The organism is Pseudanabaena sp. PCC 7367, from assembly GCF_000317065.1.
Taxonomy (GTDB): domain Bacteria; phylum Cyanobacteriota; class Cyanobacteriia; order Pseudanabaenales; family Pseudanabaenaceae; genus Thalassoporum; species Thalassoporum mexicanum.
In genome coordinates this window covers 3,832,447-3,855,208 of sequence record NC_019701.1, presented here as the reverse complement: position 1 = coordinate 3,855,208, position 22,762 = coordinate 3,832,447, and the positions used below count along the sequence as shown (strand labels likewise).

Genomic DNA, 22,762 nt, shown 5'->3' with positions numbered 1-22,762 from the left:
TAGTTAGTTAGTCACTGGCTAGCTGAGATCTGAGCAACTAGGCGTTTTTAGGCATCAACCCAGCGATCGACTTTTGGAGATTAGTCAGCAATTGCTGAAGCTCCTGAGACGACTTAGCTGTTTCTAGCTGTTTGATCGCTGTTTCCAGTTGAGGACGCAATGCATCAACAATATCTTGCACCGGGCGCAGGATTTGTTCAATGCTGTTTACCTTGCCCCATAACTCAGCAGTGGTACGAATTCGCTCTTGGATCTGCGATTCCATCTTTTGAATTTCCTGATAGCCCTGTTGATGCTCACTGGTCTGCCGTGCTAGGAACTCTTGTTGTTGCTGCACAATCCCGCGCACGGTTTCAATTTGGCTCTCAATTTTTTGGAGTTCTTTTTCCTGGCGCTGCTTTTGCAATTCAATTTGCCCCAACAGGGGAACCAGGTTCTGGGAAGGATTTTCGGGTATATCTACACCCTGCCGACGCTCTAGGATTTCACACTGTTGGGTAAGGATCGATTGCCGCTCTTGCAGGCTTCGTCTTTGTCCCACCAGGGCTTCTTCCAACATCCGATATTGCTCTTCGGCAAACTCTTTGTTGCTGTCTAACTCAATGCGATCAAACTCACCGGCTTTATCAATTTGACTTTGGATGTCGGCAATTTCACCCTCAAGCGAGGCTAATTCATCTTCCTGGGCACTGACATAATTGGACATCTTGTCAAATTCAGACTGCCAACCAGATATCATTTCTTCCAGTTGATCCATTGGCAGCTCTTGTAATCGCTTTGCCTCTTCGGGATCTAATAATTCGGTGCTACCGCCGTAGCTTTCAATTACCTGGGCGGTTTGTTGATATAGCTCCTCTTGGGAATCCAACTGCAATCGCAACATGGCCGAATTATTCTCTTGTACCTTCAACACTCCCTGTTGTGCTTTTAATTCAGCCTGGGTGTTGGCCAGGGCAACCTGGGTTTGCTGCCATTGATTCTTTCGGTTTTCCAGATCTTGCTTTGCCTTGTTCAAGGCTTGCTGGGCTTGTTGGGCCTGAGTCCGTTGGGGCTCTAGATCCTGCCAAAATCCGGTCAGGGTTTCCTGACGCTTATAGATCACATCGATCGCGGAGCTGAGTTGGGACTTAATCGAGTCAGGATTAAACATCCCCTCGGCAAGCTGACGGATAATGCCCTGAAGCTGTTGTACCTGCTCTTTACTCAGGGATGAGGCTTGGGCTTCAAGCTTGGCTTTTTCGGCATCAAACAGTTGTTTTTGCTTATCGTAGGCTTGTTTATCTTTTTCATAGGCTTGTTGCAATTCTTCTAGCTCAGCCTTTTTGATATCAACCTGTTCAAGCTCTTGTTCGCGTTGTTCTAGCTCGATCTCACGGCGGTGTAGCTCTTGGCTCTGGTAGTTAAGCGATTGTTTCCATTGTTCAATATCTTCTTCGCCCTGACGAAACTTATCCTGCAAACGGGAGAAGTTTTGCAAAATTAAAACAATGCGCTTAGATGCATCCTGAATATTCTGGAGGTTCTTGTTGCCACCAATATCAGCTAAGACCAGTTGACCATCCTTTAGATCTTTGGTCTGGTTATTATCTTGAAGCGCAACTAATTCTTCTTTATTGATCGCCTGCCAGTTATTTTCGGAGGTATTACGTGCTAAGAGTTTTATTTCTACATTGGCACCAACAAATCCTTTAGTTTTTCTTACTTCTGCTAAGTACTGCACGCTACTTAATTCTCCCGTCCTTTTTCTGGTGACAACTCTGGCTGAAATAATAACTCTTAGATCTTACAAAAACTAATTTCAAGAACTAGTGCAAGAACCAACTAATTTACTAAGGGATGCACCATTTAATTGGGCATTATTCTAACCAAGATATGCGCTGAATGTAGTTATAAATAGCTTATTTAGAGACAAATTTACGCCTAAAAGCATTTTCTCTAAGTTATGTTTTTAATATTCTACGCGCATTGGTTTCGCTGATGTGCTTATTGATATATCTAGTGGCACCAAAATTTGCGCTTCTTGATTCCTTTGGTTAATTACCTTGGCTAATCTCTGGACAATGACAGTCTATGCTAACAGCCTCAACTACTCAAGTAGCAAATTCAACTACTAATGATTGATTATTAGCCGATCGGCGATCGATTTTGGTTGACATTTTTGGCATCCTCGGCGATCGCCTCGCCCCCTTTTTTGTGATATCAATCTATTTTAATTAATTTTTGCTGATCTTACTTTAATAGAAACTGAGGATCTGGAGACTATTTACGATCTTGGCGATCGTCTTCCCCCAATCCCCCTCCCCAGGATCACCTGCTCATCGCTGTGATACACACCATTTGCTAAGGCAGCCATAGGGCTTTCAGCAATCCCCAGTAATATTAAATCTTAAGTAATATCAAAAGTAATATCAAATTCTATCCGTTAATCACGCTCGTACTGCTCATATGGCTTATATGGCAACGATTGCAGTGATTTTTGTTTAATTGTGCTTGATCGGCTTTGATCTAACAATTCTAACAATCAAGTTAGGGTTTACCAATATCGCGCGAATGCTGATTGAATGCTGATTGAATATTTAGCAAACTAAGGTTTACTCAGCGCAACTTCAGGAATTTGCTTGAAAATTTGCTTGGTCGAGAATAATCAAGAATCAAGAATATCGATCGCTTATTTCTGGCACGATTTTAACGGCGCAGACTCTTGGGATCGAGAGCATCACGCAATCCATCACCAAGCAAGTTAAACGATAGCACCGTCAGAATAATCAACACCGCCGGCGACCAGATCAGCCAGGGTTGCAACACAATCACCGATGCATTGGTAGCCAGGGACAGCATATTACCCCAGGAGGGATCGGGTTGCTGAATGCCAAGCCCAATCAGGCTCAAGACCGATTCAGCAATAATAAAATTAGGAATCGTCAGGGTGGCAGAAATAATTACATAACTGGCGGTTTGGGGCAGCAGGTGACGCAAAATGATCCGGAATGGCCCTGCACCTGTGGCTCTAGCGGCAGTAACATACTCTTCTTCCTTGAGCGATAGCACCTGACCACGAATTACCCTCGCCAAGCTGGCCCATTGCACAAACGAAACGATCACCACAATTAATAAAAAGCGCCGATCGTTGGGCAGGGTATCAGGCAGGATCGCCGCCAAGGCTACCAGCAAATAGATATATGGCACTGACATTAGTACCTCCACCATCCGCATCAGGATTGTATCGACCCAGCCAGAAAAATAACCAGAAATGCCACCCACCGTACAGCCGATCGCAAAGGAGATGGAAGTGCCGATGATGCCAATGAACAGGCTGATTCGACCACCATGCAACAGGCGGGTAAACTCATCTCGCCCCTGATCGTCGGTGCCCAGCAGGTTTAGCTTGCCCTCGCCAGTGGTATTGAATAAATGCCCACCGCTAAAAAAATTAATTTTAGATGGTGCGGTGTAATCAACGATCAATTTGCGATCGCCTGTCTCTAGATCCACTGCCCCCTGGATTGTGGGATAGACATGGGGGCCAATAAATTGTCCAGCCTGATCTTGCCAATAGATCTGGGTTGGCGGCAGCAATGCGCCATTTTTCTGGGCAGCCAGAGGATCATAGGGACTAATAAAATTAGCTAAAATTACCAGACTATAGAAAACAATTAAGACAACTGCCCCGATCCGAGCCAGGGGGTTAGCCTTGAGCCGTTTCCACCAATTCATACGCAACTACTCACCCTGCTCACCTTAAATTTGAATTAGATTATTCCTAGTCACCCTTCAGGGCTTTCACAAAATTACCGCGATAGTTGCGATTGAACATCAATGCTGGCCACAACAGACCCAACACAACTTTATTACTACTGAAGCTGGTGCGATTGAATCCAGCCACGAATTTCCACACACCAACTACATAAACTACGAGTAGGACAATGCCAATTAGGGTTCCCATCAGAATCGCTCCTGCAAGACTTAACTTACTCTATTAACTTCTAAGTATATCCAAACTGGATTATAGCTAACCGCAGGTAATTTTCAATCTATGTTAGAAATGAAAATTTAAAAGTGGTGATCCTGCATGGTTAGGTCAAAAAAAGGCTGAAATATTTGCATATTGGCCTAAGGGCAATAATTAGATTCAATCCTGCTTGATCCCCAATTAGCTTTACCAAAGATATTTTAGTATTCTGCTCTGGCGTGACTAATTACCTGGTTCAGCACCCGATCGAAAACTTCTAGATCCTGATCGCTAATATGCTGGGCAAAATACTTGGCGATCGATCGGGAATAAACCTGCCACATTTCTTGCCGTTTTAATTTGCCAGCATCGGTGATCGCGGCATAGGCACCGCGTCGATCGACAGTGCAAGTGTGACGGCAGACTAAGCCCTTGGCTTCTAGGCGATCGATTAAGCGGGTTAAATTGCTGCGCTGGATAACCATGGCTTCGGCCAGTTCATGCAACCGCATCCGTTGTTCGGGGGCTTGTTCCAATGACCATAGCACGTCATACCAGGCCAAGGGGGGCAAATCGGCTGCGGCTAAATCTCGCTCGTATAGCTCAAACAGGAGCACATTGGCAGTCAGAATTTTCTTCCAGACAGTATTACATGACTGATCTAAGCCAGTGTCTAAGTTTGAAATATTGGTATTGGTATTGGTATTGATATCAGTGCGATCGCCCATTTCCCTCGATTCTGATCTATTGCTCTATTGCCCAGCTTTGTGAATAGCCCTGTACTAAGTTTAGCCCGATCGGGTAATTGCAAATGCAACTAAATCCTTTTATCCTTATTTTAGTTGCAAATGGAATGATTGTTCTGGCAACAATATTGATTTCAAATATGGCTTTGTTTCAAAACTAAGGAGAACTATGATGAAAAATCTACTACTTGGTACTGCCTCTGCGTTATTGGTTTCCGCGATCGTGGCGACCGCTGTGCAGGCCGAGACCAAGGTATTAGACCCGGTTGAGGTTAATAATATCAGCAACACCCAAACTAATCTAACTGCTTTTGATTTAGTGGTCTTGGCTCAGCGTGGTTATTTAGAAAATCAAGGCATCCCTAGTTATCATGGTTTGGTTTCTGCCTACCACAATGGCAATGTTACGGCTGAAAGCATTGTTGAGGGAGCAGTTAAGTCTAATCGCTTGGATGCAAATCGGCTTAGCGATCGGCAATATATCAATGCGGTTGATGCTCAGTTAGCTTCACTTAGATATTAGAAGTAGCAAGTTATCTCACAATTAAGCCATACCTTGAGCTAGGGCAGCTAATTGATTAAAAACTCAAAATAAAAACACCTGAAAATAGGATTTCATGGTTACTAACTAGCACCAACTCTGCTATGATTATTTCTCGGACAAATAAACAAGTCCAGATCGGGCAGGTGGCGGAATTGGTAGACGCACCAGACTCAAAATCTGGCGAAGAAATTCGTGAGAGTTCGAGTCTCTCTCTGCCCATTTACCTCAGTTTAGTTATTAGTTGAAAGGCTAAACGCCAATAAAAAAAGACCGTGGGAAATTAATTCTCACGGCTTTTAAGTTTTTTTAGGTATTAATTATCTAAGATTAATTATCTAAGATTGCAAAGCTTAACTGGCTCTGCTCAAAATTTAGAAATGAAATGAGCTTGGAAATTAGAAATTCATTTCTGCAGCCTGGACTTTTTCCACTTGCTTTTTCTTCAACACAAACAGAATCTGAGTGGTGATGATGCCCACAAAGAAGAGCAGCAACCAACCAATCCGAGCTGGGTCTTGCAACACAATCTCGCCATCCATCTGACCAAAACCGCCCACATTGGGATTAGTGGTGATCGCTTGGCCAGTGGTAACGCGATCGCCTACGGCTACTAACAATTCAGGGCCAAAGGGGACAGTTTCGACTACGGCAGCGCCACCGTCTTCTGGTTCAATCGTGACATTGTAGCCACCATAGAAGTTTTCTTCGTAGTTGGGCTCAGCATCATCGATCGCTGCGATCGTGCCATTTATAGGAGACTTAAACAGATTGTTATTGCTCTTTTGGCCAGTGGGATAAACCTGACCACGGCCGCGATTGCCGCCCGCATGGACAGAATACTTCAAGAAGTTAACGCTTTTATCTGCTTTGGGATTGGGCGAAAGCACCGGGAACACAATCTCTGGATATTCATCCCCAGAAATAGGACCAACCAAAACGATATTCTCTTGATCGTCGCTATAGGGCTGATAATAAATGTCCTGGGTCTTTTCCTTTAGCTCTTCGGGGATGCGATCGTCCGGAGCAATTTTAAAGCCTTCTGGCAACATCAACACAGCGCCAACGTTTAAACCACCAGGGCTACCATCGACCTGCACCTGCTGAACCTCGTGGTCGTAGGGGAGTTTAACCACAGCTTCAAATACTGTATCTGGTTTAACGGCCTGGGGGACTTCCAGCTTGATCGACTTTTCCGCCAGGTGGCAGTTGGCACATACAATTCTGCCGGTGGCTTCTCTGGGGTTTTCATAGGCTCCCTGCGCATAGTAGGGATAAGCCTGAACAGAGGGGGTAGCTAAGGGATTAATGAATACAAATAGTGCGGCGATCGCAATTAGTAAAACTTTTCTCATCTTCTATTTATGAACATTTGAGTGATCTCAATCTCTTGATTTAGATTCGGGATGAATATAAATGCATATCTAGATGCATATCTAAATGCATATCTAAATGCATAAGTAATTAAAGCAATGCCAGGTCAGGGAGTTACTATGGCTTATCGGATAAGTCGTATCAGCCGATTGGCTAAATCCGCACATCAAAACCTAGTCAGATGGTCTGTATCATCCGATCGCAAACCATAACTTGCCATGATTTCTAGGTCCACCAGGGATCTTCGTTGGTGCGGAAGTCGGTTTCTTCCCAGTTGCTAAAGACAACCTTGCCATCAACCACATCGGAATGCACCAGTGCCAATGATAGCGGTGCAGGGCCACGCACCACTTTGCCTTCGCTGTTATATTGCGAACCATGACAAGGACACATGAATTTATTCTCAGCTACATTCCAAGGCACCACACAACCAAGGTGAGTGCAAACGGCATTGAGGCCATAGCTGGCAATTTCCTGGTTATCAGTAATTACGATATAGGTTGGATCGCCTTTTAAACCTTGTGCCAATGAGCGATCGCCAGCCTGATGAGTAGCAACATAGTCTGTCGCCACAATATCGTTACCAGCAGCATCTTTGGCAGTAGTACCACCACCCTTGCTACCGGAAGAAGGGGGGACAAAATAATTCACCACAGGATATAGACCACCCAGGGCAGTAGCACCAGCAGAACTCCACATCAGCAGGTTCATAAACTGGCGGCGACCCATATCTGGTACGTCACTAGGTACAGAAGCTTGGCTCATAATCTAACTTTATTCCTCTCTTTGTTAAGCATCTCTATAAAAACTAATTAGTTCAGTGGCTGATTTGCGTAGCTAGGAAAACCGCTCAAGCCCATAGCCATAAAGAGATTGATCTAAACTATATTACATTTTGTATACTTTATCCCTTCTATCATATCGAGAAATTAACAAAGAGATTAACTATTTGCCGCTAATTCCTGCAATTATGGAATTTCTGAACCTAAAATAACTAAAAATTAATAATCGATCGCTAGACTCTTAATTGATGACGATTGGATCGCCACAATCCACAATAAATTTTTGGTCTAGGTATGATCTAAGTATTAGGATTAGGGCTAGAATCCCTACTTAACCTGATGTGATGTATAACTATTGCTGTGCCATTGATTATTGATTATTGGTTTGATTGATTTGAACTAACTCAAATCTCTAGCTTCAGGATAATCAGGATAATTTAAGCCAGAATATAAAAGTTGCAGGGTTTCTGTGATAGGCCTCGTTATATATCGATATATATCGATCACAAATTCAGGCTTTTGCAAGAATTTTAATCTTGAATGTTGTTAATTAACTAGTATTGTTTGATCAGCCGAGACCTTCGATCGCTCCATGCCAAAAGTCCCCAACGCCTATTCATTGCCAACTTCTCGATATCGCACCCTGGGTTTAGTGGGGCGAGGTCAATTTGGGCGGGTTTTTTGTGCTCGCAGCCGCAAGACCGGAGAGATCTTTGCCCTCAAAGAGCTAGATCAGCATCGCTTCCCCACCAGTAAGTTTTTGCGAGAACTACGCTTTTTGCTTACTCTGCAACATCCGAATATCGTTTCTTGCTATGCGATCGAGCACAGTCGCGGCAATCGCTACCTGGTGATGGAATATTGCGAAGCAGGCACATTGCGGGATTTGCTCAACCACAGTGGTGGCCTGACTCCGTTGCAGGGGCTTAAATTAATCATTGATACTTTGCAAGGTCTGGCCCATGCCCATCAGAGTAATATTATTCACTGCGATCTCAAGCCAGAGAATGTATTGCTTAAGTTAACCAGTAAAGGTTGGCAGGCTAAGGTCTCTGATTTTGGCGTGGCCAAGTTAGCCCAGGAAATTGATAATGAGGGGAATAATAATACCGGCTCACCGGGGTATATGGCTCCAGAGCGCTTTTATGGACAATTTTCGATCGCCTCGGATCTCTATGCGATCGGCGTGATGTTGTATGAGGTGTTGCTGGGCAAGCGGCCTTTTTCTGGCAATCCGGCGGAGTTGATGCGAGCGCATATTAACCAGCGGGTGCAGATTCCCGATACGCTGCCGATCGCTTTGCGGGATGTGGTAGCCAAGTCTCTCGAAAAGCTACCGAGAAAACGTTTTAATAGTGCCCTGGCGATGAAGGAGGCAATTGTAGCGGCGCTGAAATCAGACCAAGTTAGTAAAGCCAACCTATCGCAAGTATTGGCATTTGCCGCGATCGATCAACTTGATGTTGAAGTTTTGCCAGCTAATTATCCAGCGCCGATCGATCTAGATAAACTAGATAAACAAGATCAGCAAAAGGAGCGTCAGGGCGATCGTGTATTCAAGCGAGATCTACCAGCCCATGTAACTGAATTGGTGGTTTTGGGAACTACACCTAAGCCAATTTTGCCCAACCCAAATGAACATGATTTGCCTATCACAGTTGCATCGGTTGCTATTTGTGGCGTAGTAGATGGGCAACTTCGGTTGGAGCAAGTCGAGCTTAATGGTGATCCCAATGCAGGTATTGCAGGTATTAAAGTAGCGATCGCTAGTCTGGCGAATCAATTGCGCGATCGCTCCCTTGCCCCGTCTCTTACTTTTGAGCAAGCGATCGAAAATTTAAGCATTTGGGGCGATCGTTTATTTATATTTACTGGTGATTCGGTTTATGGGCTGCCTGCAAATCCCGAATCGACCAGCCGCAAATCACAACTACTTCATCGAGCTGCCGAACTACAGCCAAATCAACCTTGCTTAAAAGCAGTTTCACCCCGCGCAGATTGGGTGGCATTAGCGCAGGGGAGCAGGTTAGAGCTAAAGAATCTGAGCAACGATCGTGCCTTTAGCCTCAACTTTGCCAAAGCCACGGCGAATGTCCAGATCAGTGCAATCACCGCCTTCGATCGCCACCACCTGGTAGTTTTGCTCCAGCAGGATAATTGTGAATTCAGCCAGATTGCCCTAGTGTCAAGACGTGGCAACCTATTGTGGCGCTACCCACTACCCAACCGCATTTCTGCGGCGGTCGCCAACTGCACCAATGGCAGATTGATTTTATTAGAAGCAAAAACTAATCACCTGGGCTTGGTGGAGCTATTCCCCTATCGAGTTAATCGTCTGCGTTTGGACTATGCACCGATGGCGATCGCACCTACCGATTGGGGTTGCATTATTGCTACTGATCTGGGCAATGGCCAGAGTAATTTGAACCTGCTGGATTTATCTGGTCATCGGGTGGGGCGGTTGACGGTGAGGGGGCAGGTATTGAAAATCAGCTTGCTGAATATGCATACTTTGCTAGTTCTAACTAATGCTAATGAAGCTAATCAGGCTGATCCAAATAATACCGAGCGTACCGATCCGTCCGATCGGTCAGATCCATTAGAGCAGCGCGATCGCCATAGTTCTGTTTATTTAATTGACCTCAAGCAGCTTGAAGTCGATATTATTTTTTAATTTTTTAGCGATCGAATAATCGAGTTCAGTCCTGGCCAGCCCTAGCTAACTGCCTTTTGCCGCAGCCAGTGATCGCACAATACTAGCGCCACCATTGCTTCTACCATTGGCACTGCACGAGGCAATACACAGGGATCATGCCTACCCTTGGCCGCCAGGGTTACTTCTTCGCCAGCGGTATTCACGGTGTCTTGTGCTTGCATGATTGTGGCTGTGGGCTTAAATGCCGCCCGAATCACAATATTTTCACCATTGGAGATGCCACCCTGGATGCCGCCGGAGCGGTTGGTTTTGGTGCGAATCCGATCGCCTTGCATGTAAAACTCATCGTTGTGCTCGCGGCCAGTTAGCAGTGTGCCGGCAAACCCAGAGCCGATCTCAAATCCTTTGGTGGCTGGTAATGACATGATCGCCTTGGCCAGGTCTGCTTCCAGTTTGTCAAACACCGGATCACCAAGGCCAACGGGCATCCCCCGCGCCACGCACTCGACTATGCCGCCGATCGAATTGCCATCCCGTCGCACCATGTCGATCAGGTTGATCATTTTCGCGGCCATGTCGGGATCGGGGCAGCGCACCATATTGCTTTCTACTTGTGCCAGGGTGACCTTATTAGAGTCGATCGCCACTTCTAAATCCTTAATCCTGGTCACATAGGCCACAATTTCGATCCCCGCCACTTGCTTGAGGATTTTCTTGGCGATCACCCCTGCGGCTACCCTGCCGATCGTTTCCCTGGCCGAAGCCCGACCGCCGCCTTGCCAATTGCGAATGCCATATTTAGCTTGGTAAGTAGCATCTGCGTGGGAGGGTCTAAATTTGGTGGCCATTTCCTGGTAATCCTGTGGGCGCGGGTCTTTGTTGCGCACCAGAATGGCGATCGAAGTACCCAGGGTTTTGCCCTCAAACACACCAGACAGAATCTCGCAGCGATCGGCCTCTTTGCGCGGGGTAGTGATCTTGCTTTGGCCAGGACGACGGCGATCTAAGTCAAATTGAATTTCCTCTGGGCTGATTTCAATCTGTGGGGGACACCCATCAATTACTACGCCCACGCCACCACCATGCGACTCGCCGAAGGTGGAGATTTTAAATAGTTGCCCGAATGTACTGCCCATTAATGTTATCTATTGCTTGAATTTAGTTCTAGTTCTCATCTTAAGCAATAGATCGCTCAATCAATAATTTAATCACTGGATACATTGAATACTTAGATACTAGATGCCTTAATGCTAGATGATTTGTTATGCAAGACATCGTACCTAGTCTTTGGCCATAAGCTCTAGACAATTGGCCTTGCGAAGTGAATCCTCAATCCTCGGCTACTGAAAAAGCTGCTAGGAGCAACAGTCGATAACCCTTACCTATTGCAGCGATCGTAGTGTTTACTCAAACACCTTGGTCAAAAAAGCAACAATTGGTGGAACAATCTGCCATAGTCGCAAAGATCGCTAAAAACCTTGCCAGAGAATATGCATAAGCATTAAGGATTTTGTCAACCCAACGAGGAATGAGTATTTATACTTCTTAATAATTGTGACAATGTTTGCTAATATTTAACATAAATAAACAATTTTAAAAATTGGGTAGGTAAATATGTTAGAAAAACTTAAGAATATGTTCAAGGGCTCAACCAAGGCAAAGCCCAGTGGCAAAAATGCTGCACCTAATGCAGAAGTCCCTGCCGCTTCCGCAAAAGTAGAAACTGCTGCGCCAAAGGCCGAGAAACCCGCCGCCAAAGCTAAGAAAAAAGAAAACAAAGGTGGTTTAAATCCGTTTGGTTTGTTAAGCAATCTGTCTGGTTTGCTAAGCAGCGATGGTGACAAGAAGCCCAAAGAGAAGAAAGCCAACAAGCCTCAACCAGCTCGCAGCGTCCAACAAAATGCTGGCCCTGGTGAGTTTTTCTTGAGTGCTGATGATGCCAAGACTTTTGGTGATATCGACTACATGCGCACTGCCAAGGCGATTAAAAAATCTTTCCCGAAAGCACCTGGTCAATCAGAAGGTGCTGAGATCGAAGTGGTTGTTTCTAATCTAACCGAAGAGAAGGGCGAAACTGACTCCAAGCCGGCTGAAACTGCGACATCAGCTTCATCTTTTGGAAATCAGCCTAGCTTCACGCCTAATACGAAAGTGAAAACCGATACCAACATGGACATGTTCCGGAATATGGCCAAGGGTATTAAGAAGCGCTAATTTTTGCCATTATTCAAAGCATGTCAGAATCAAGCTAGATTTTGGCTAATGTCAGAATAGTGTCTAGCCGATCGCTATTTTTATAATCAACTTTAATTTAAAACTTTTTAGCTTTGATTATTTCCATATCAGCCCTGTTTGAAGTAGTGTTACTTAACAAATGGGGCTTTTATGATCTTAATCTGATTGATTCGATCGAGAATGACTGAAGCGCTACATGGACATCGGCAAATCATCGATCGCTGGTCTTGCCTTGAGCAGAAAATTAATTGCTTGAAGTCAATCCAGACTAAAGAATCTGATTAAAAAAGCAACTCCTGGCTCCAGTATGGCAAGCCACATCACCAATTTGCTCAATCTTCACTAATAGAGCATCCGCATCGCAATCATAATACATAGCTTTGATTCTTTGAATGTGTCCAGAGGTAGCGCCCTTGTGCCAAAGTTCCTGCCGCGATCGACTCCAGTAATGCACTTCACCGGTTTCGATACTCAACGCCAAGGACTCCGCATTCATCCAGGCCATCATCAAGACTGTGCCATCTTCTGCATCCTGGGCGATCGCTGGGATTAATCCCTGGGGGTTGAACTTTATTTTTGCCAGGGTTTGTTCAATCAGGGCGGCTTTTGGGTAGCTAGGGCGATCGTTGGGATTTAGGTTCTGGGCTAAGTTTGCCTGATTATTGCTCTGGGCATTGATTTGTTGCTGGAGATTTTGAGTGAGTGAATTTGAGCCAGTGCGATCGATTGACATGGATTTGATTCCGGCAAATTAGCGTGAATAGGCAAACAATAGGCCATAAGCAAGGCGTTCTCAATAGATAGTTGCTTACTTATACTTAAAGACCATATTATTCTGAAGTGGTTGCTAGGAGCTAGGAAGGGCGATCGACTTGTGTTGGTGTATGCATTTGGACGTGCAAGCCACGGCGATCGATTTGGGTCTCAGCTTCCCGGCTATTTGTGGGTAAAGGTTCCGGCATATTGCAAGGAATCTTGCGATCGCCCGATGTACCATTACTATTCGGCTGGCAAGTGGTGTAGTTCAACAAATCCAGAGTTTCTAAGGCCGCATCTCGCACGCTGGGCACAGTTTCCCGTTCCAGTAAAACCTGGCAATATTCCGCGATCGCCCGCTCTTGAGACAGGGAAAAGCGGTTTTGTTGGACTGCTTCAGCCAGTTGCCGCACCGCAATCAATCGCTCCAGATGATCGGGAGCCGCCAACATATAAACAAAGCGTTCAATGCTATCGCGCTCTTGGGTCAGCCAGTTATTCAGCCCCTGCTTAGTAACTAGAGCCAGAACTGACAGGGTGGCGATCAACTGCAACACAAATGCCAGTGCCAACCAGTGGTTCTCAACCCCACTCCAGATCGCCAGGGTGGTATATGCCAACAATACGGTGCTTACCCCCGCCGCCGCCGCGACGGTGAATTTTTGGGTTGGCACATCAACCGATCGCTGCAAGCCAAACCAAAAATGCTGCCAATCCCAATCCTGTGCCAAATAAGCAATTCCCATGATTGCCATCCCCGCTAAAGTAGCGATTACTAGCTGCCAGTTCCACACCAACAGCGCTAGCAGGCCACCGCAGATCAGGAGCCAGGCAGGAATCTTCTGGATCGCATTGACCATCAATGCCAGCCACACTCCCAGTTGATGGAAAATGATGGCGGAGGTGGTGGTGGGGCTAGATGACCATTGCTTGGGGGTTTCTCTGGACATGGGCGTAAAACTTAATTGAATAGGCAATGCGATCGCACTAGGACATTTCTGATGTTACTGATGCTTACCAATAATTGTCTAATTGTCAAAGCAACTAAGTCGCTCCAACCGATGAGATCGCCACGCAGGAAAACTGGTGCTAACTATTCTAACGATTTAGCTGCGCTTACGCTATCTTTCGTAACCTTATAATTAATTTCATGATTAACATAGAGCTTGACTCAATTGGTGAATGATGGAAATAAATGCCTGTCTGCATACGGCGATCCTGGTATCTGATCTAGCTGCCGCAGAGCAATTCTATGGCCAGGTGCTGGGTTTGACCAAGGTCGATCGCGTTCTAAAATTTCCGGGTGCGTGGTATCAACTTGGTGATTATCAGATTCACCTAATTCTAAATACTAACTATCAAAATCTTCTTAACCTGCCGCAAAAATGGGGACGCGATCGGCATCTGGCCTTTGCAGTTCAAGACCTAGCCGCTGCCAAACAAACCCTAATTGACCACAATTGCCCAGTCCAGATCAGTGCTTCGGGGCGATCGGCACTTTTTACCCATGATCCAGATGGGAATGTAATTGAATTAGCCCAGATTAGTTGATCGTCTTAGTTGATCGTCAATCAGTCTAGAACCTCATTCTTACGATCTCCCTTACAAAAGCATTAGGCTGATATCGATTGACCGATGCAATAGCATAGACCCTCTGGATCTTTGAGGAAAAATACTTCATAAACATCTTCACCATCTCGATCGGTGCGGCGATTAGAAATATCCAATCCCAAATTTTGCATGTATGTATAGGCAGCATCAACATTGTCGGTGGCAATGAAACAGCTATGAGCCAAAGGGTCTTGGCCATTTTCAACCAGCCGGATGTCAATGTTGTCGCGCCCCACAATAATTGCTCGATCGGGCGAAGTAATTCTGGCTCGAATTTGAAACCCCAGTTTTTCGGTGTAGTACTTGGCAGCAGAATCACAATCTTTGACTGGCATAGCTTGTGGGTCAGCATCACCGATCGGGTAGATTCCTTGGAACTTGAATGCCATAATTAAATTTGTTGTTATATTCTGCTATCAATGGAATTTATACGCAGTGTCCCAATCTGCGTAAATTTGATTATTTGCACGATCGTAGATCGCCATAAACATGTCTTAAGCACTTATGCGTATTTGGTGCGGATCTGGTGCGGATCTGGTTTAGACTGTAGTTCTTGTCCGTTGTAGCCTGTGTAGCCTGATCTTGTCTTTGGCTATCCTTGAGTGATCGCAAATAGTGTTTTTGGTCTTACGGTTAGCTATGGCTACAATGCAGTGCCAGCCAATAATTTGTTTTTAGCTACGCCATAACCGCAGTAAGCAGGATGGGGCTTAAGACTCTACTTAATATGGCAGCAGTCAGTCGCCGCGCAATTGCTCCATATGTCCATATGTAAGCTCGCCAGTTAAAAAATTTTGCTGGTTTAAACCTAGCCGATCGCCATGTCGATTATCGATCGCATTGAAAATATTTGAGCTTGGGGCTAGCAATCTGCCATATTTTCAATATCAAATAAATATCAAAAGCTAAGACTAATAGTCATTTGCAAAAATATGTTGTTAAGTTTGCTTTCCGATCCAAAATCCAGTCAAACTAATAAGTAATAATTCGGATGCATTTCTTGCTTAAGTACGTTCGAGATTTGGAAATGCCACGATTATTTCTACCATAAACGATCGAAGCCCAAAATTAGAGTGGGAGCCGGCAATATTAGATGCACAATGCAGCTAAGCAGATCAAAATAACTTGAATATTTGGATTTTAGTGACTGCGAGTTATCAATAAGTTATGAATCGGTGAACTAGTGGATAACTCTTTGCTAATTAACTTGTCGTTTTTGATTAAAAACCCAACTGGGTTGGCAACTTATGCTAGTAATCTTTATCCCCGGCTTCAATCCCTCAACCCGACTCTATTGACCTCTCAACCGATCGCTGACTTTGACTTAATCAAAACCCCAGCAAATATTACTGCCGATCACGGGACTAAAGGTCATCTGCGCCGATTGCTGTGGACTCAGTTTAAATTACCTGGCATTTATAATCGCCATCACGCTAACTTACTATTCGCGCCAATTCCCGAAGCGCCTTTGTTCTCAAAATGTCGTTATGTGACGATGGCGCATGACTTGATCCCGCTGCGGTTTGGGCGGCGGTTCTCGCGTTTGAAACTCTATTTCCAGTTTTATGTGCCGAGGGTGCTGTGGCAGGCAGAACATATTTTGTGTAACTCAGAGAGTACGGCCAATGAGATCATGACATATTTTGATCTCCCTGCTTTTAAGATCACGCCTACGCCCCTGGCCTATGATGCCCAAAATTTTCGATCGTTAAATATACCAACTAAAAACTATTTTCTATACATTGGTCGGCATGATGCCCACAAAAATGTGCATGGTTTGATTGCGGCGTTCGCCGAGTTTGCCAAGCAATCGGATCATTGGGAGTATGAGTTACATATTGCCGGCCCCCAGGACGATCGCTACACCAATAATCTGAGGATGCAGGTGCTAGAGTTGGGTGCAGGTCTGGGGCAGCGGATTAAGTTTTTAGATTATGTACCCTATGAAGATCTGCCTAAGCTGATTAATCAGGCGATCGCGCTGGTTTTTCCCAGCTTTTGGGAGGGGTTTGGTTTACCTGCCCTGGAGGCGATGGCTTGCGGTACGCCGGTAATTGCCTCGAATGTGTCGGCGTTGCCGGAGGTAACGGGGGATGCGGCGATTTTGATCGATCCCCATAAGCCTATGTCGATCGCGGCGGCGATGACCCGCTTGGTGCATGAGCATTACTTGCGATCGGAGCTAAGTCGGGCTGGCCTGGAGCGAGCGAAGTTGTTTAGTTGGGACAAGACGGCGAGGCAAACGATCGAGGTTCTTGCCAGGTATCTTTAATTAAAAGGCAATCGCTCCCCCAGCTTTTTAATATCGATCGCATGACCACCCACCACCAGAAACACCCGATCGCTGATTGCCCCCACCTTGCGCGATAATTTCCCCAGCCGATCGCGGAACACCCTACCCAACTCGTAGGCCGGAACCACGCCCCAGCCCACCTCTTCTGCCACCAGAGTGATTTCTAGCTTAGAAGCTTGCAGAGTTGCTAAAAACTCCTGTTCGATCGCTGCCCACTGCTCCTCGTCCCGATCGAGCAAATTTGCCAGCCATGTACCCAACGAATCAATCAGCAAGTAATTATCTGGCTTGGTTGATTGTAGATCGCTAATTGCCTGTGCCAGATCGATCGGTACTTCCAAAGCATTCCAGCTATCTGGGCGACGTTCCCGATGGCGTTGGATCTTGGCCTGCCATTGTGGATCATTGGGATCGCTTACCCCAGTGGCGATATAAATAATCGGCTGGGGCGATCGGGTTGCCAGCAACTCCGCCCACTCACTTTTGCCAGAACTTGCCGCACCGATCACTAGGGTAATCATTTCTGTTTTAGTTAAGTCTTCAGCGATCAAATGATTGGCTAAGGATCTCGTCGTAAAGACTAATTTATTTGCTTCCAGGTATTTCCTATCCCTGGCTCACGATCGCAAATTAGCGCAGGTATCACTTTTGAATTAGCACGATTCACCCATAGGGGGGATTTGGACATAAGTTTTATTTACGTCCTGAGAACCTATCCCGCACAGGGTTTTTAGCTGAATATAGTAACTGTTAAGGGAGTAATTGAGTGTTATTCCAATTAGTTTATTGGGATCTTCGGTGCGTTTCTGGGCGATGGCCTGGGGGCGCATTTTTTCTGACAATGTGCAAAAAGACGCTTAGCGAAATTCATTGCTTAGATAATAAAATTCATTGCTTAGATAATAATGGTATAGGTAACCGCTACATCACTAAATACTGCAAAAATTTTAGGTAACTAGGCAATTTCAATGTTCCAAGGCATCCAGAATTTCGTTGAAGAATTTTTAGACATCCTTAAAACGCCACTATTTACCCTTGGCAACACCGATATTTCGATCACCTCCTTTCTGCTGCTTTGCTTTTATTTAGTTATCATCTTCATTCTGGCGCGTACTCTGCGACAATTTTTGCGCAATCGGGTACTCAGTAGAGCAGGTTTTGATTCCAGCAATCGGGAAATTGTCTCGGCCATCCTTAGCTATGGCATTGGTGCGATCGCGGCGGTGATGGTACTGCAAACGATCGGTATTAATATTGCTTCCTTGGCAGTGCTGGCTGGTGGTTTGGGTATTGGTATTGGTTTTGGTTTCCAGGATGTAACCAAAAACTTTGTGAGTGGCGTAACAATTTTGCTAGAGCGCAAACTCAAGGTAGGTGATTTTGTGGAGTTTGATGGCCTAGAAGGCTATGTGCGGGAAATTTCAATCCGATCGACAATAATTCGCACCCTCGATCGCGGTGATGTGGTGGTTCCCAACAGCCAATTAGTAGAAAATCGGGTTCTAAACTGGAGCTATGACAGCTTTACCGCCAGGATTCGGGTGCCGGTGGGGGTAGACTACAGCAGCGATCCTGTGGCAGTAACCGAGGCGCTGCTTGATTCTGCCTACATGGAACCGGCGGTGTTGCTCAATCCTGCTCCCAAGGTGTTCTTTCGTGGTTTTGGTGATAGTGCCCTCAATTTTGAGCTGCGAGTTTGGATCAATCGAATCGACGATCGTGACCCGATTATTAGTTCTTTGAATTTTATTATTGAATATAATCTGCGCCAGCAAGGAATCTCGATTCCCTTCCCACAGCGCGATCTATGGATCAAGAACCCTGAATCTCTCCGCAATGGCGCTAGCCATAAAACCGAACTGCCTGCACTTACTCCCTTAAATAGTGAAGGACAGCCAGTTGAGCCAGCTTCGCGGCCATTACCATTGCGCGATCTACTGCGGCGGGTAGCCTATTTTGAGCATTTTTCTGAGTTGGAGCTGCGGGAGCTGATTGAAATTGGTTATCGGCGGCGATTGCATTCCGGTGATGTGCTTTTCCGCGAGGGCGATCCAGGCGATTCGTTTTATATTATTCTGTCTGGCCTGGTTGAAGTGTTTGTCCAAAAGCTCGATAAGTCTTTGTGTGAGTTGGGGGTGGGTGAATTTTTTGGTGAACTGTCGCTGATGCTGAGTATTCCGCGTACTGCCTCGATCCGGGCGATCGATGAAACGATGGTGTTTGTAATCAGTCATCGCGGCTTCGAGAAACTATTACATGCCCATGCTGATTTGGCCGAAAACATTGTCCAGGAGTTGGGTAAACGTAAAGATGAACTGGCCGAGCGTCAAGATCAATTACGGGCAATGGGTTTAGTGGGGGCAGATGAGGATGATAAAAATCCGGTGGAGTGGGTGCGCAAGCGGTTGAAGCGATTGTTTAAACTAGATCTAGATACCAGTACCTGGTAATAGCGAGCAATAGTGGGCAATAGGTTAGATTAAAACATTAAAATTTTGTACAATGTAGACTAAGACACTACACTTAAGCTAATTAGCCGATAAATTTTTATCAACCAGCTTTAAGTATCTAGCGCAATCAGGGAATTATCGAGACAGGCTATTACTCTGGTTCAAGGTATGTTTGGCAGGAAACATGTTGGGACAAATATTAGACGGACGCTACAAGGTAGTTAAGGAACTTGCGGCGGGGGGCTTTGCACAAACTTATTTGGCGGAAGACATGCGGCTTCCTGGCCATCCCAATTGTGTAGTTAAGCATTTTAACCCAGCGATCAGCGATCCTTATTTTCTCAAAAAGTCACTGGAATTATTCAAGGCTGAAGCAGAAACATTGCAACGGCTTGGTCAGCATGACCAAATTCCCCGGCTCTATGCTTATTTTGAGGAAGAACAAGAATTTTATCTGGTGCAAGAGTTTGTGGCAGGCCACCCGCTTAGCAGTGAACTTTTGCCTGGCGGCAAGCTGCCTGAGCCCAGGGTAATCAAACTAGTTCTGGATGTGCTGGAAATTTTGGCCTATGTGCATAGCTGTGGTGTAATTCACCGGGATATCAAGCCAGATAATCTGATCCGTCGTCATGTTGATGGCAAGTTGGTTTTGATTGATTTTGGCACGGTCAAACAAATCCAGAACCAGTTATTAAATTCCCAGGCTCATCGCCCGGTGACAATGCCGATCGGTACGCCGGGGTTTATGCCCTCTGAACAAGAGCAGGGTAACTCTTGTCCTAATAGTGATATTTATGCGCTGGGAATGCTGGCGCTTCAGGCTCTCACGGGAATGCATCCCAGCCAGTTCAAACGGCAACCCAATGGCGACCTGGATTGGCGATCGTACGTTTCAGTTGCTTCGATCTCTGCCCCATTGGCACAAGTGGTTGACCAGATGATTGCCTATGAGCAAACCCAGCGCTATCAAACTACTGATCAAGTAGTCACCGCTTTGGCCAATCTCAGCCCTAGTTCTGCGATCGCCATTAGCCAAGCCAATCCCGGCTCACTCTCGTTATCGGCTAAAGTCAATCAGTCTAATCCCTCTAATGCCATAGATCTGCCCAGTTTTTGGGCGCAAGGGCACAAGATTCAAAATACATTAACCAAGCATTGGCGCTTTGCTGGTGGGGTAGGAGCCTTAGCGATCGCCTTGATCTCGGTATTCTCATTCAGGGCAATTTCTGCAGACCAATCTGTTTCAAGTATTCCTAGTCCTTATGATCAGAGTTCTTATGATCAGAGTAATCAGACCAATGAGCGCTCTAGCAACCTAGACCTTGATCAAAATCTTGATCAAAATATTGAACAAAACTTAGATTTGTTAGCAACCGATCGCCAGGTTGAAACAAACCCGCCAGCAGATATGGATAGTGATTCCTACGATCGCCAGAATCGCCAGAATCCTTCATCAGTTAAGGCTACAGATATGAATCTGACTGAATCAGCAAATTTACCGACCGAGATACCTGCTTCTGGGTTAGATGATGGGCTAGATATTGCGATCGCCTCGCCAAGTGAACCCAACTTGCTGGCTAGCGCTCCAGCCAAGTTCACCAACAATCTCAATTATGACCAACTGCGCCAGAGCCTGGCACAACAAGACTGGCAAAGTGCCGATCGCCATACCTATGAACTACTGCTGAAGGCGGCAGGCAGAGAATCCCATGCAGATGGCACCTACCATCCTGATGAATTAGCTGCCCTTTCCTGCGTGGATGTGGTGTTGATCGATGAGCTATGGGATGACGCTAGTGGTGGCAAACTGGGTTTCTCTGCCCAAAAACGCATTTATGAAGCGGCTGATCAAGACTGGCAAAAAATGTATGCCCAACTTGGTTGGCGTACCATTAGTGGCACTTGGCTGGTGGATACCCGCTACGATCGAGAAGCTAGTCGTTGGGAATATGTGGATGGCCATTTACCTGATTTCCAAGCCCCACCGGATGGTCATTTACCAATTCCACTGCGGGAAGCCAGTCGCCAAAGCTTTGATCACAATGAACAGGTTATTTTACGCTGTCTTTAGTAGTTAACTTCTAGTAGTTAATTAAAAAGCTTAATCATTCCATTCACCGCGTGGCGGCACTACTGGATTTACCATCATTGGTCTAGAGCGTTCAGCTTCTTTGATCGCCCGTCGCTGTAACCATTGTCTGATCGCCGTATCAATTACTTGATTTGGATCATTGGTTACCTCTGACAACTCGGCCAACAGGGCTGGATCTAGTTCAATATCCGAGTTGGTCTTTTTGGCTTCTGAGTTTCCTGCGGTTTCTGCCATAGCACTATCTGTCCTATGTTTTGATACTGTTTTGATACGTTGAGATGGATAAACCGGGCGAATATTTATAATCCGACCTGGGCAACTATGATGGGTGTGTTTTTCTCATCATAGCGAAACTGAGTGTTAAGAGCTAGTTCACACCTAGCTTCACCCAAGAGAAATTAAAACTTTGTTAAGTCTAGTACATAACTACAGGATAATTTGGTTTTTGGTAATGTTTTTGGCCAGCTTGAAGCATAAATGCTTGGCTCATCAGCTTAGGCGATCGGCTCAGGCAAAAATATTTTCTTAATAATACAAACTTAATAATATAAATTGACACGCCATTCTAATTTGTTTAAAATGTATTGCTTGCTAAGGCTTATTGCATAGTTCTAGATCTACGCTAGATGTTTAATAGCATTAAGGCGTTGTTTTTGTATGTTTAGGTATAGGTATGTTTGGAGCTAATCGATCGCCCCAATGCAAGCAGTGAACATCAAGCAGCAAGCATATTTAAATCAATAATTAAACATAGAGCAAGTATATTGGCAGTAATTAAGGGAGAAAGTTAGACAGTGGCTCGTATAGCAGGGGTTGATATTCCCCGCGATAAACGAATTGAGGTAGCCCTTACCTATATCTATGGGATTGGCCTGACCAGTTCACGCGCGATTTTGGCGGCAACTGGGATCAACCCAGATACCAGATCCAAGGATCTCAGCGATAGTGAGGTAACCTCTCTGCGTCAGGAAGTGGAAAGCAACTATCAGGTTGAAGGTGATCTACGCCGATTAGAAGGTCTGAGCATCAAGCGCCTAGTTGATATTGGTACCTATCGTGGCAGAAGGCATCGGATGGGATTACCAGTTCGGGGTCAACGGACTAGAACTAATGCCCGTACCCGCCGTGGCGTGCGTCGCACTGTGGCAGGTAAGAAGAAAGCGCCAAGGTAAGCATTTAAAGATAAGCGCTTAAATGTATCTCTAAATGTATTTTTAAGTGTATTAAGTTAAGTGTATTAAGTCCCAAAACTATAACTAGCAAGACTAAGCAGAATC

At 45.5% G+C, this 22,762-nt stretch carries 20 protein-coding genes and 1 tRNA gene; 9 read left to right on the top strand and 12 right to left on the bottom strand.

The window, feature by feature from the left end; genetic code table 11:
• Positions 1 to 37 precede the first annotated feature (37 nt).
• From hmpF to PSE7367_RS15420, 4 genes are all read right to left on the bottom strand, one after another.
• Positions 38 to 1,720 carry a pilus motility taxis protein HmpF gene (gene hmpF, locus PSE7367_RS15435; RefSeq protein WP_015166284.1) on the bottom strand — a complete coding sequence of 561 codons (1,683 nt, stop codon included), beginning with the start codon at positions 1,718 to 1,720 and terminating at the stop codon, positions 38 to 40.
• Between the two features lie 965 nt (positions 1,721 to 2,685).
• A complete protein-coding gene (locus tag PSE7367_RS15430) occupies positions 2,686 to 3,714 on the bottom strand; it encodes an ABC transporter permease (protein ID WP_015166283.1) in 1,029 nt (342 codons plus the stop codon).
• A gap of 46 nt (positions 3,715 to 3,760) precedes the next feature.
• Positions 3,761 to 3,943, bottom strand: a complete 183-nt coding sequence (locus PSE7367_RS15425; RefSeq protein WP_015166282.1) for a hypothetical protein — start codon at positions 3,941 to 3,943, stop codon at positions 3,761 to 3,763.
• Between the two features lie 227 nt (positions 3,944 to 4,170).
• Entirely contained in the window at positions 4,171 to 4,677 is a 507-nt protein-coding gene (locus PSE7367_RS15420) for a MarR family winged helix-turn-helix transcriptional regulator (protein WP_015166281.1), read from the bottom strand.
• 190 nt (positions 4,678 to 4,867) lie between these two features.
• On the opposite strand from PSE7367_RS15420, the gene PSE7367_RS15415 reads away from it, so the two are divergent.
• Entirely contained in the window at positions 4,868 to 5,218 is a 351-nt protein-coding gene (locus PSE7367_RS15415; protein ID WP_015166280.1) for a hypothetical protein, read from the top strand.
• 158 nt (positions 5,219 to 5,376) lie between these two features.
• Positions 5,377 to 5,458: transfer RNA gene (locus tag PSE7367_RS15410), tRNA-Leu, on the top strand.
• Between the two features lie 176 nt (positions 5,459 to 5,634).
• Here the strand turns inward: PSE7367_RS15410 and PSE7367_RS15405 are convergent.
• Positions 5,635 to 6,591 carry an apocytochrome f gene (locus PSE7367_RS15405; RefSeq protein WP_015166279.1) on the bottom strand — a complete coding sequence of 319 codons (957 nt, stop codon included), beginning with the start codon at positions 6,589 to 6,591 and terminating at the stop codon, positions 5,635 to 5,637.
• A gap of 244 nt (positions 6,592 to 6,835) precedes the next feature.
• Positions 6,836 to 7,375 carry a cytochrome b6-f complex iron-sulfur subunit gene (petC, locus tag PSE7367_RS15400; protein WP_015166278.1) on the bottom strand — a complete coding sequence of 180 codons (540 nt, stop codon included), beginning with the start codon at positions 7,373 to 7,375 and terminating at the stop codon, positions 6,836 to 6,838.
• A gap of 609 nt (positions 7,376 to 7,984) precedes the next feature.
• Here petC and PSE7367_RS21250 point away from each other — a divergent pair.
• Entirely contained in the window at positions 7,985 to 10,066 is a 2,082-nt protein-coding gene (locus PSE7367_RS21250; protein WP_015166277.1) for a serine/threonine-protein kinase, read from the top strand.
• Positions 10,067 to 10,107: 41 nt separating this feature from the next.
• On the opposite strand, the gene aroC is transcribed toward PSE7367_RS21250, so the two are convergent.
• Positions 10,108 to 11,184 carry a chorismate synthase gene (gene aroC / locus PSE7367_RS15390; protein ID WP_015166276.1) on the bottom strand — a complete coding sequence of 359 codons (1,077 nt, stop codon included), beginning with the start codon at positions 11,182 to 11,184 and terminating at the stop codon, positions 10,108 to 10,110.
• 478 nt (positions 11,185 to 11,662) lie between these two features.
• Here aroC and PSE7367_RS15385 point away from each other — a divergent pair, with 478 nt between their 5' ends.
• A complete protein-coding gene (locus PSE7367_RS15385) occupies positions 11,663 to 12,262 on the top strand; it encodes a hypothetical protein (protein ID WP_015166275.1) in 600 nt (199 codons plus the stop codon).
• 289 nt (positions 12,263 to 12,551) lie between these two features.
• On the opposite strand, the gene hisI is transcribed toward PSE7367_RS15385, so the two are convergent.
• Positions 12,552 to 12,881, bottom strand: coding sequence for a phosphoribosyl-AMP cyclohydrolase (hisI, locus tag PSE7367_RS15380; RefSeq protein WP_041699879.1), 330 nt, complete (start codon positions 12,879 to 12,881; stop codon positions 12,552 to 12,554).
• A gap of 256 nt (positions 12,882 to 13,137) precedes the next feature.
• On the bottom strand, positions 13,138 to 13,989 hold the full coding sequence (locus PSE7367_RS15375) for a hypothetical protein (RefSeq protein ID WP_015166273.1): 852 nt from the start codon (positions 13,987 to 13,989) through the stop codon (positions 13,138 to 13,140).
• 235 nt (positions 13,990 to 14,224) lie between these two features.
• Here PSE7367_RS15375 and PSE7367_RS15370 point away from each other — a divergent pair, with 235 nt between their 5' ends.
• Positions 14,225 to 14,590, top strand: coding sequence for a VOC family protein (locus PSE7367_RS15370; RefSeq protein ID WP_041698537.1), 366 nt, complete (start codon positions 14,225 to 14,227; stop codon positions 14,588 to 14,590).
• A 62-nt stretch (positions 14,591 to 14,652) separates the two neighbouring features.
• Here PSE7367_RS15370 and PSE7367_RS15365 read toward each other — a convergent pair whose 3' ends face one another.
• The gene (locus PSE7367_RS15365; RefSeq protein WP_015166271.1) at positions 14,653 to 15,039 is read right to left on the bottom strand and encodes a VOC family protein; all 387 of its coding nucleotides are present in this window, start codon (positions 15,037 to 15,039) and stop codon (positions 14,653 to 14,655) included.
• A 794-nt stretch (positions 15,040 to 15,833) separates the two neighbouring features.
• On the opposite strand from PSE7367_RS15365, the gene PSE7367_RS15360 reads away from it, so the two are divergent.
• The gene (locus PSE7367_RS15360) at positions 15,834 to 16,922 is read left to right on the top strand and encodes a glycosyltransferase family 4 protein (protein WP_015166270.1); all 1,089 of its coding nucleotides are present in this window, start codon (positions 15,834 to 15,836) and stop codon (positions 16,920 to 16,922) included.
• On the opposite strand, the gene cobU is transcribed toward PSE7367_RS15360, so the two are convergent.
• A complete protein-coding gene (gene cobU / locus PSE7367_RS15355; protein WP_015166269.1) occupies positions 16,919 to 17,464 on the bottom strand; it encodes a bifunctional adenosylcobinamide kinase/adenosylcobinamide-phosphate guanylyltransferase in 546 nt (181 codons plus the stop codon). The genes PSE7367_RS15360 and cobU overlap by 4 nt on opposite strands.
• 447 nt (positions 17,465 to 17,911) lie before the next feature.
• Here cobU and PSE7367_RS15350 point away from each other — a divergent pair, with 447 nt between their 5' ends.
• Both PSE7367_RS15350 and PSE7367_RS20620 read left to right on the top strand, forming a co-directional pair.
• Positions 17,912 to 19,393 carry a mechanosensitive ion channel domain-containing protein gene (locus PSE7367_RS15350; protein WP_015166268.1) on the top strand — a complete coding sequence of 494 codons (1,482 nt, stop codon included), beginning with the start codon at positions 17,912 to 17,914 and terminating at the stop codon, positions 19,391 to 19,393.
• A 184-nt stretch (positions 19,394 to 19,577) separates the two neighbouring features.
• Complete coding sequence (locus tag PSE7367_RS20620) at positions 19,578 to 21,464, top strand: protein kinase domain-containing protein (protein WP_015166267.1); 1,887 nt, start codon at positions 19,578 to 19,580, stop codon at positions 21,462 to 21,464.
• A gap of 30 nt (positions 21,465 to 21,494) precedes the next feature.
• Here the strand turns inward: PSE7367_RS20620 and PSE7367_RS15340 are convergent, their stop codons facing one another.
• A complete protein-coding gene (locus PSE7367_RS15340; RefSeq protein WP_015166266.1) occupies positions 21,495 to 21,719 on the bottom strand; it encodes a hypothetical protein in 225 nt (74 codons plus the stop codon).
• A gap of 560 nt (positions 21,720 to 22,279) precedes the next feature.
• Here PSE7367_RS15340 and rpsM point away from each other — a divergent pair.
• On the top strand, positions 22,280 to 22,657 hold the full coding sequence (gene rpsM / locus PSE7367_RS15335; RefSeq protein WP_015166265.1) for a 30S ribosomal protein S13: 378 nt from the start codon (positions 22,280 to 22,282) through the stop codon (positions 22,655 to 22,657).
• The last annotated feature ends 105 nt before the right edge of the window (positions 22,658 to 22,762 follow it).

What these genes read in the sequence shown, in the direction of transcription:
- aroC (WP_015166276.1), bottom strand. Translation starts at nt 11,184, where the DNA reads ATGGGCAGTACATTCGGGCAACTATTTAAAATCTCCACCTTCGGCGAG.
- PSE7367_RS15340 (WP_015166266.1), bottom strand. Translation starts at nt 21,719, where the DNA reads ATGGCAGAAACCGCAGGAAACTCAGAAGCCAAAAAGACCAACTCGGAT.
- PSE7367_RS15350 (WP_015166268.1), top strand. Translation starts at nt 17,912, where the DNA reads ATGTTCCAAGGCATCCAGAATTTCGTTGAAGAATTTTTAGACATCCTT.
- petC (WP_015166278.1), bottom strand. Translation starts at nt 7,375, where the DNA reads ATGAGCCAAGCTTCTGTACCTAGTGACGTACCAGATATGGGTCGCCGC.
- PSE7367_RS15430 (WP_015166283.1), bottom strand. Translation starts at nt 3,714, where the DNA reads ATGAATTGGTGGAAACGGCTCAAGGCTAACCCCCTGGCTCGGATCGGG.
- PSE7367_RS15405 (WP_015166279.1), bottom strand. Translation starts at nt 6,591, where the DNA reads ATGAGAAAAGTTTTACTAATTGCGATCGCCGCACTATTTGTATTCATT.
- PSE7367_RS15375 (WP_015166273.1), bottom strand. Translation starts at nt 13,989, where the DNA reads ATGTCCAGAGAAACCCCCAAGCAATGGTCATCTAGCCCCACCACCACC.
- PSE7367_RS15385 (WP_015166275.1), top strand. Translation starts at nt 11,663, where the DNA reads ATGTTAGAAAAACTTAAGAATATGTTCAAGGGCTCAACCAAGGCAAAG.
- PSE7367_RS15425 (WP_015166282.1), bottom strand. Translation starts at nt 3,943, where the DNA reads ATGGGAACCCTAATTGGCATTGTCCTACTCGTAGTTTATGTAGTTGGT.
- PSE7367_RS20620 (WP_015166267.1), top strand. Translation starts at nt 19,578, where the DNA reads ATGTTGGGACAAATATTAGACGGACGCTACAAGGTAGTTAAGGAACTT.
- PSE7367_RS15370 (WP_041698537.1), top strand. Translation starts at nt 14,225, where the DNA reads ATGGAAATAAATGCCTGTCTGCATACGGCGATCCTGGTATCTGATCTA.
- PSE7367_RS15420 (WP_015166281.1), bottom strand. Translation starts at nt 4,677, where the DNA reads ATGGGCGATCGCACTGATATCAATACCAATACCAATACCAATATTTCA.
- PSE7367_RS15415 (WP_015166280.1), top strand. Translation starts at nt 4,868, where the DNA reads ATGAAAAATCTACTACTTGGTACTGCCTCTGCGTTATTGGTTTCCGCG.
- PSE7367_RS21250 (WP_015166277.1), top strand. Translation starts at nt 7,985, where the DNA reads ATGCCAAAAGTCCCCAACGCCTATTCATTGCCAACTTCTCGATATCGC.
- PSE7367_RS15365 (WP_015166271.1), bottom strand. Translation starts at nt 15,039, where the DNA reads ATGGCATTCAAGTTCCAAGGAATCTACCCGATCGGTGATGCTGACCCA.
- cobU (WP_015166269.1), bottom strand. Translation starts at nt 17,464, where the DNA reads ATGATTACCCTAGTGATCGGTGCGGCAAGTTCTGGCAAAAGTGAGTGG.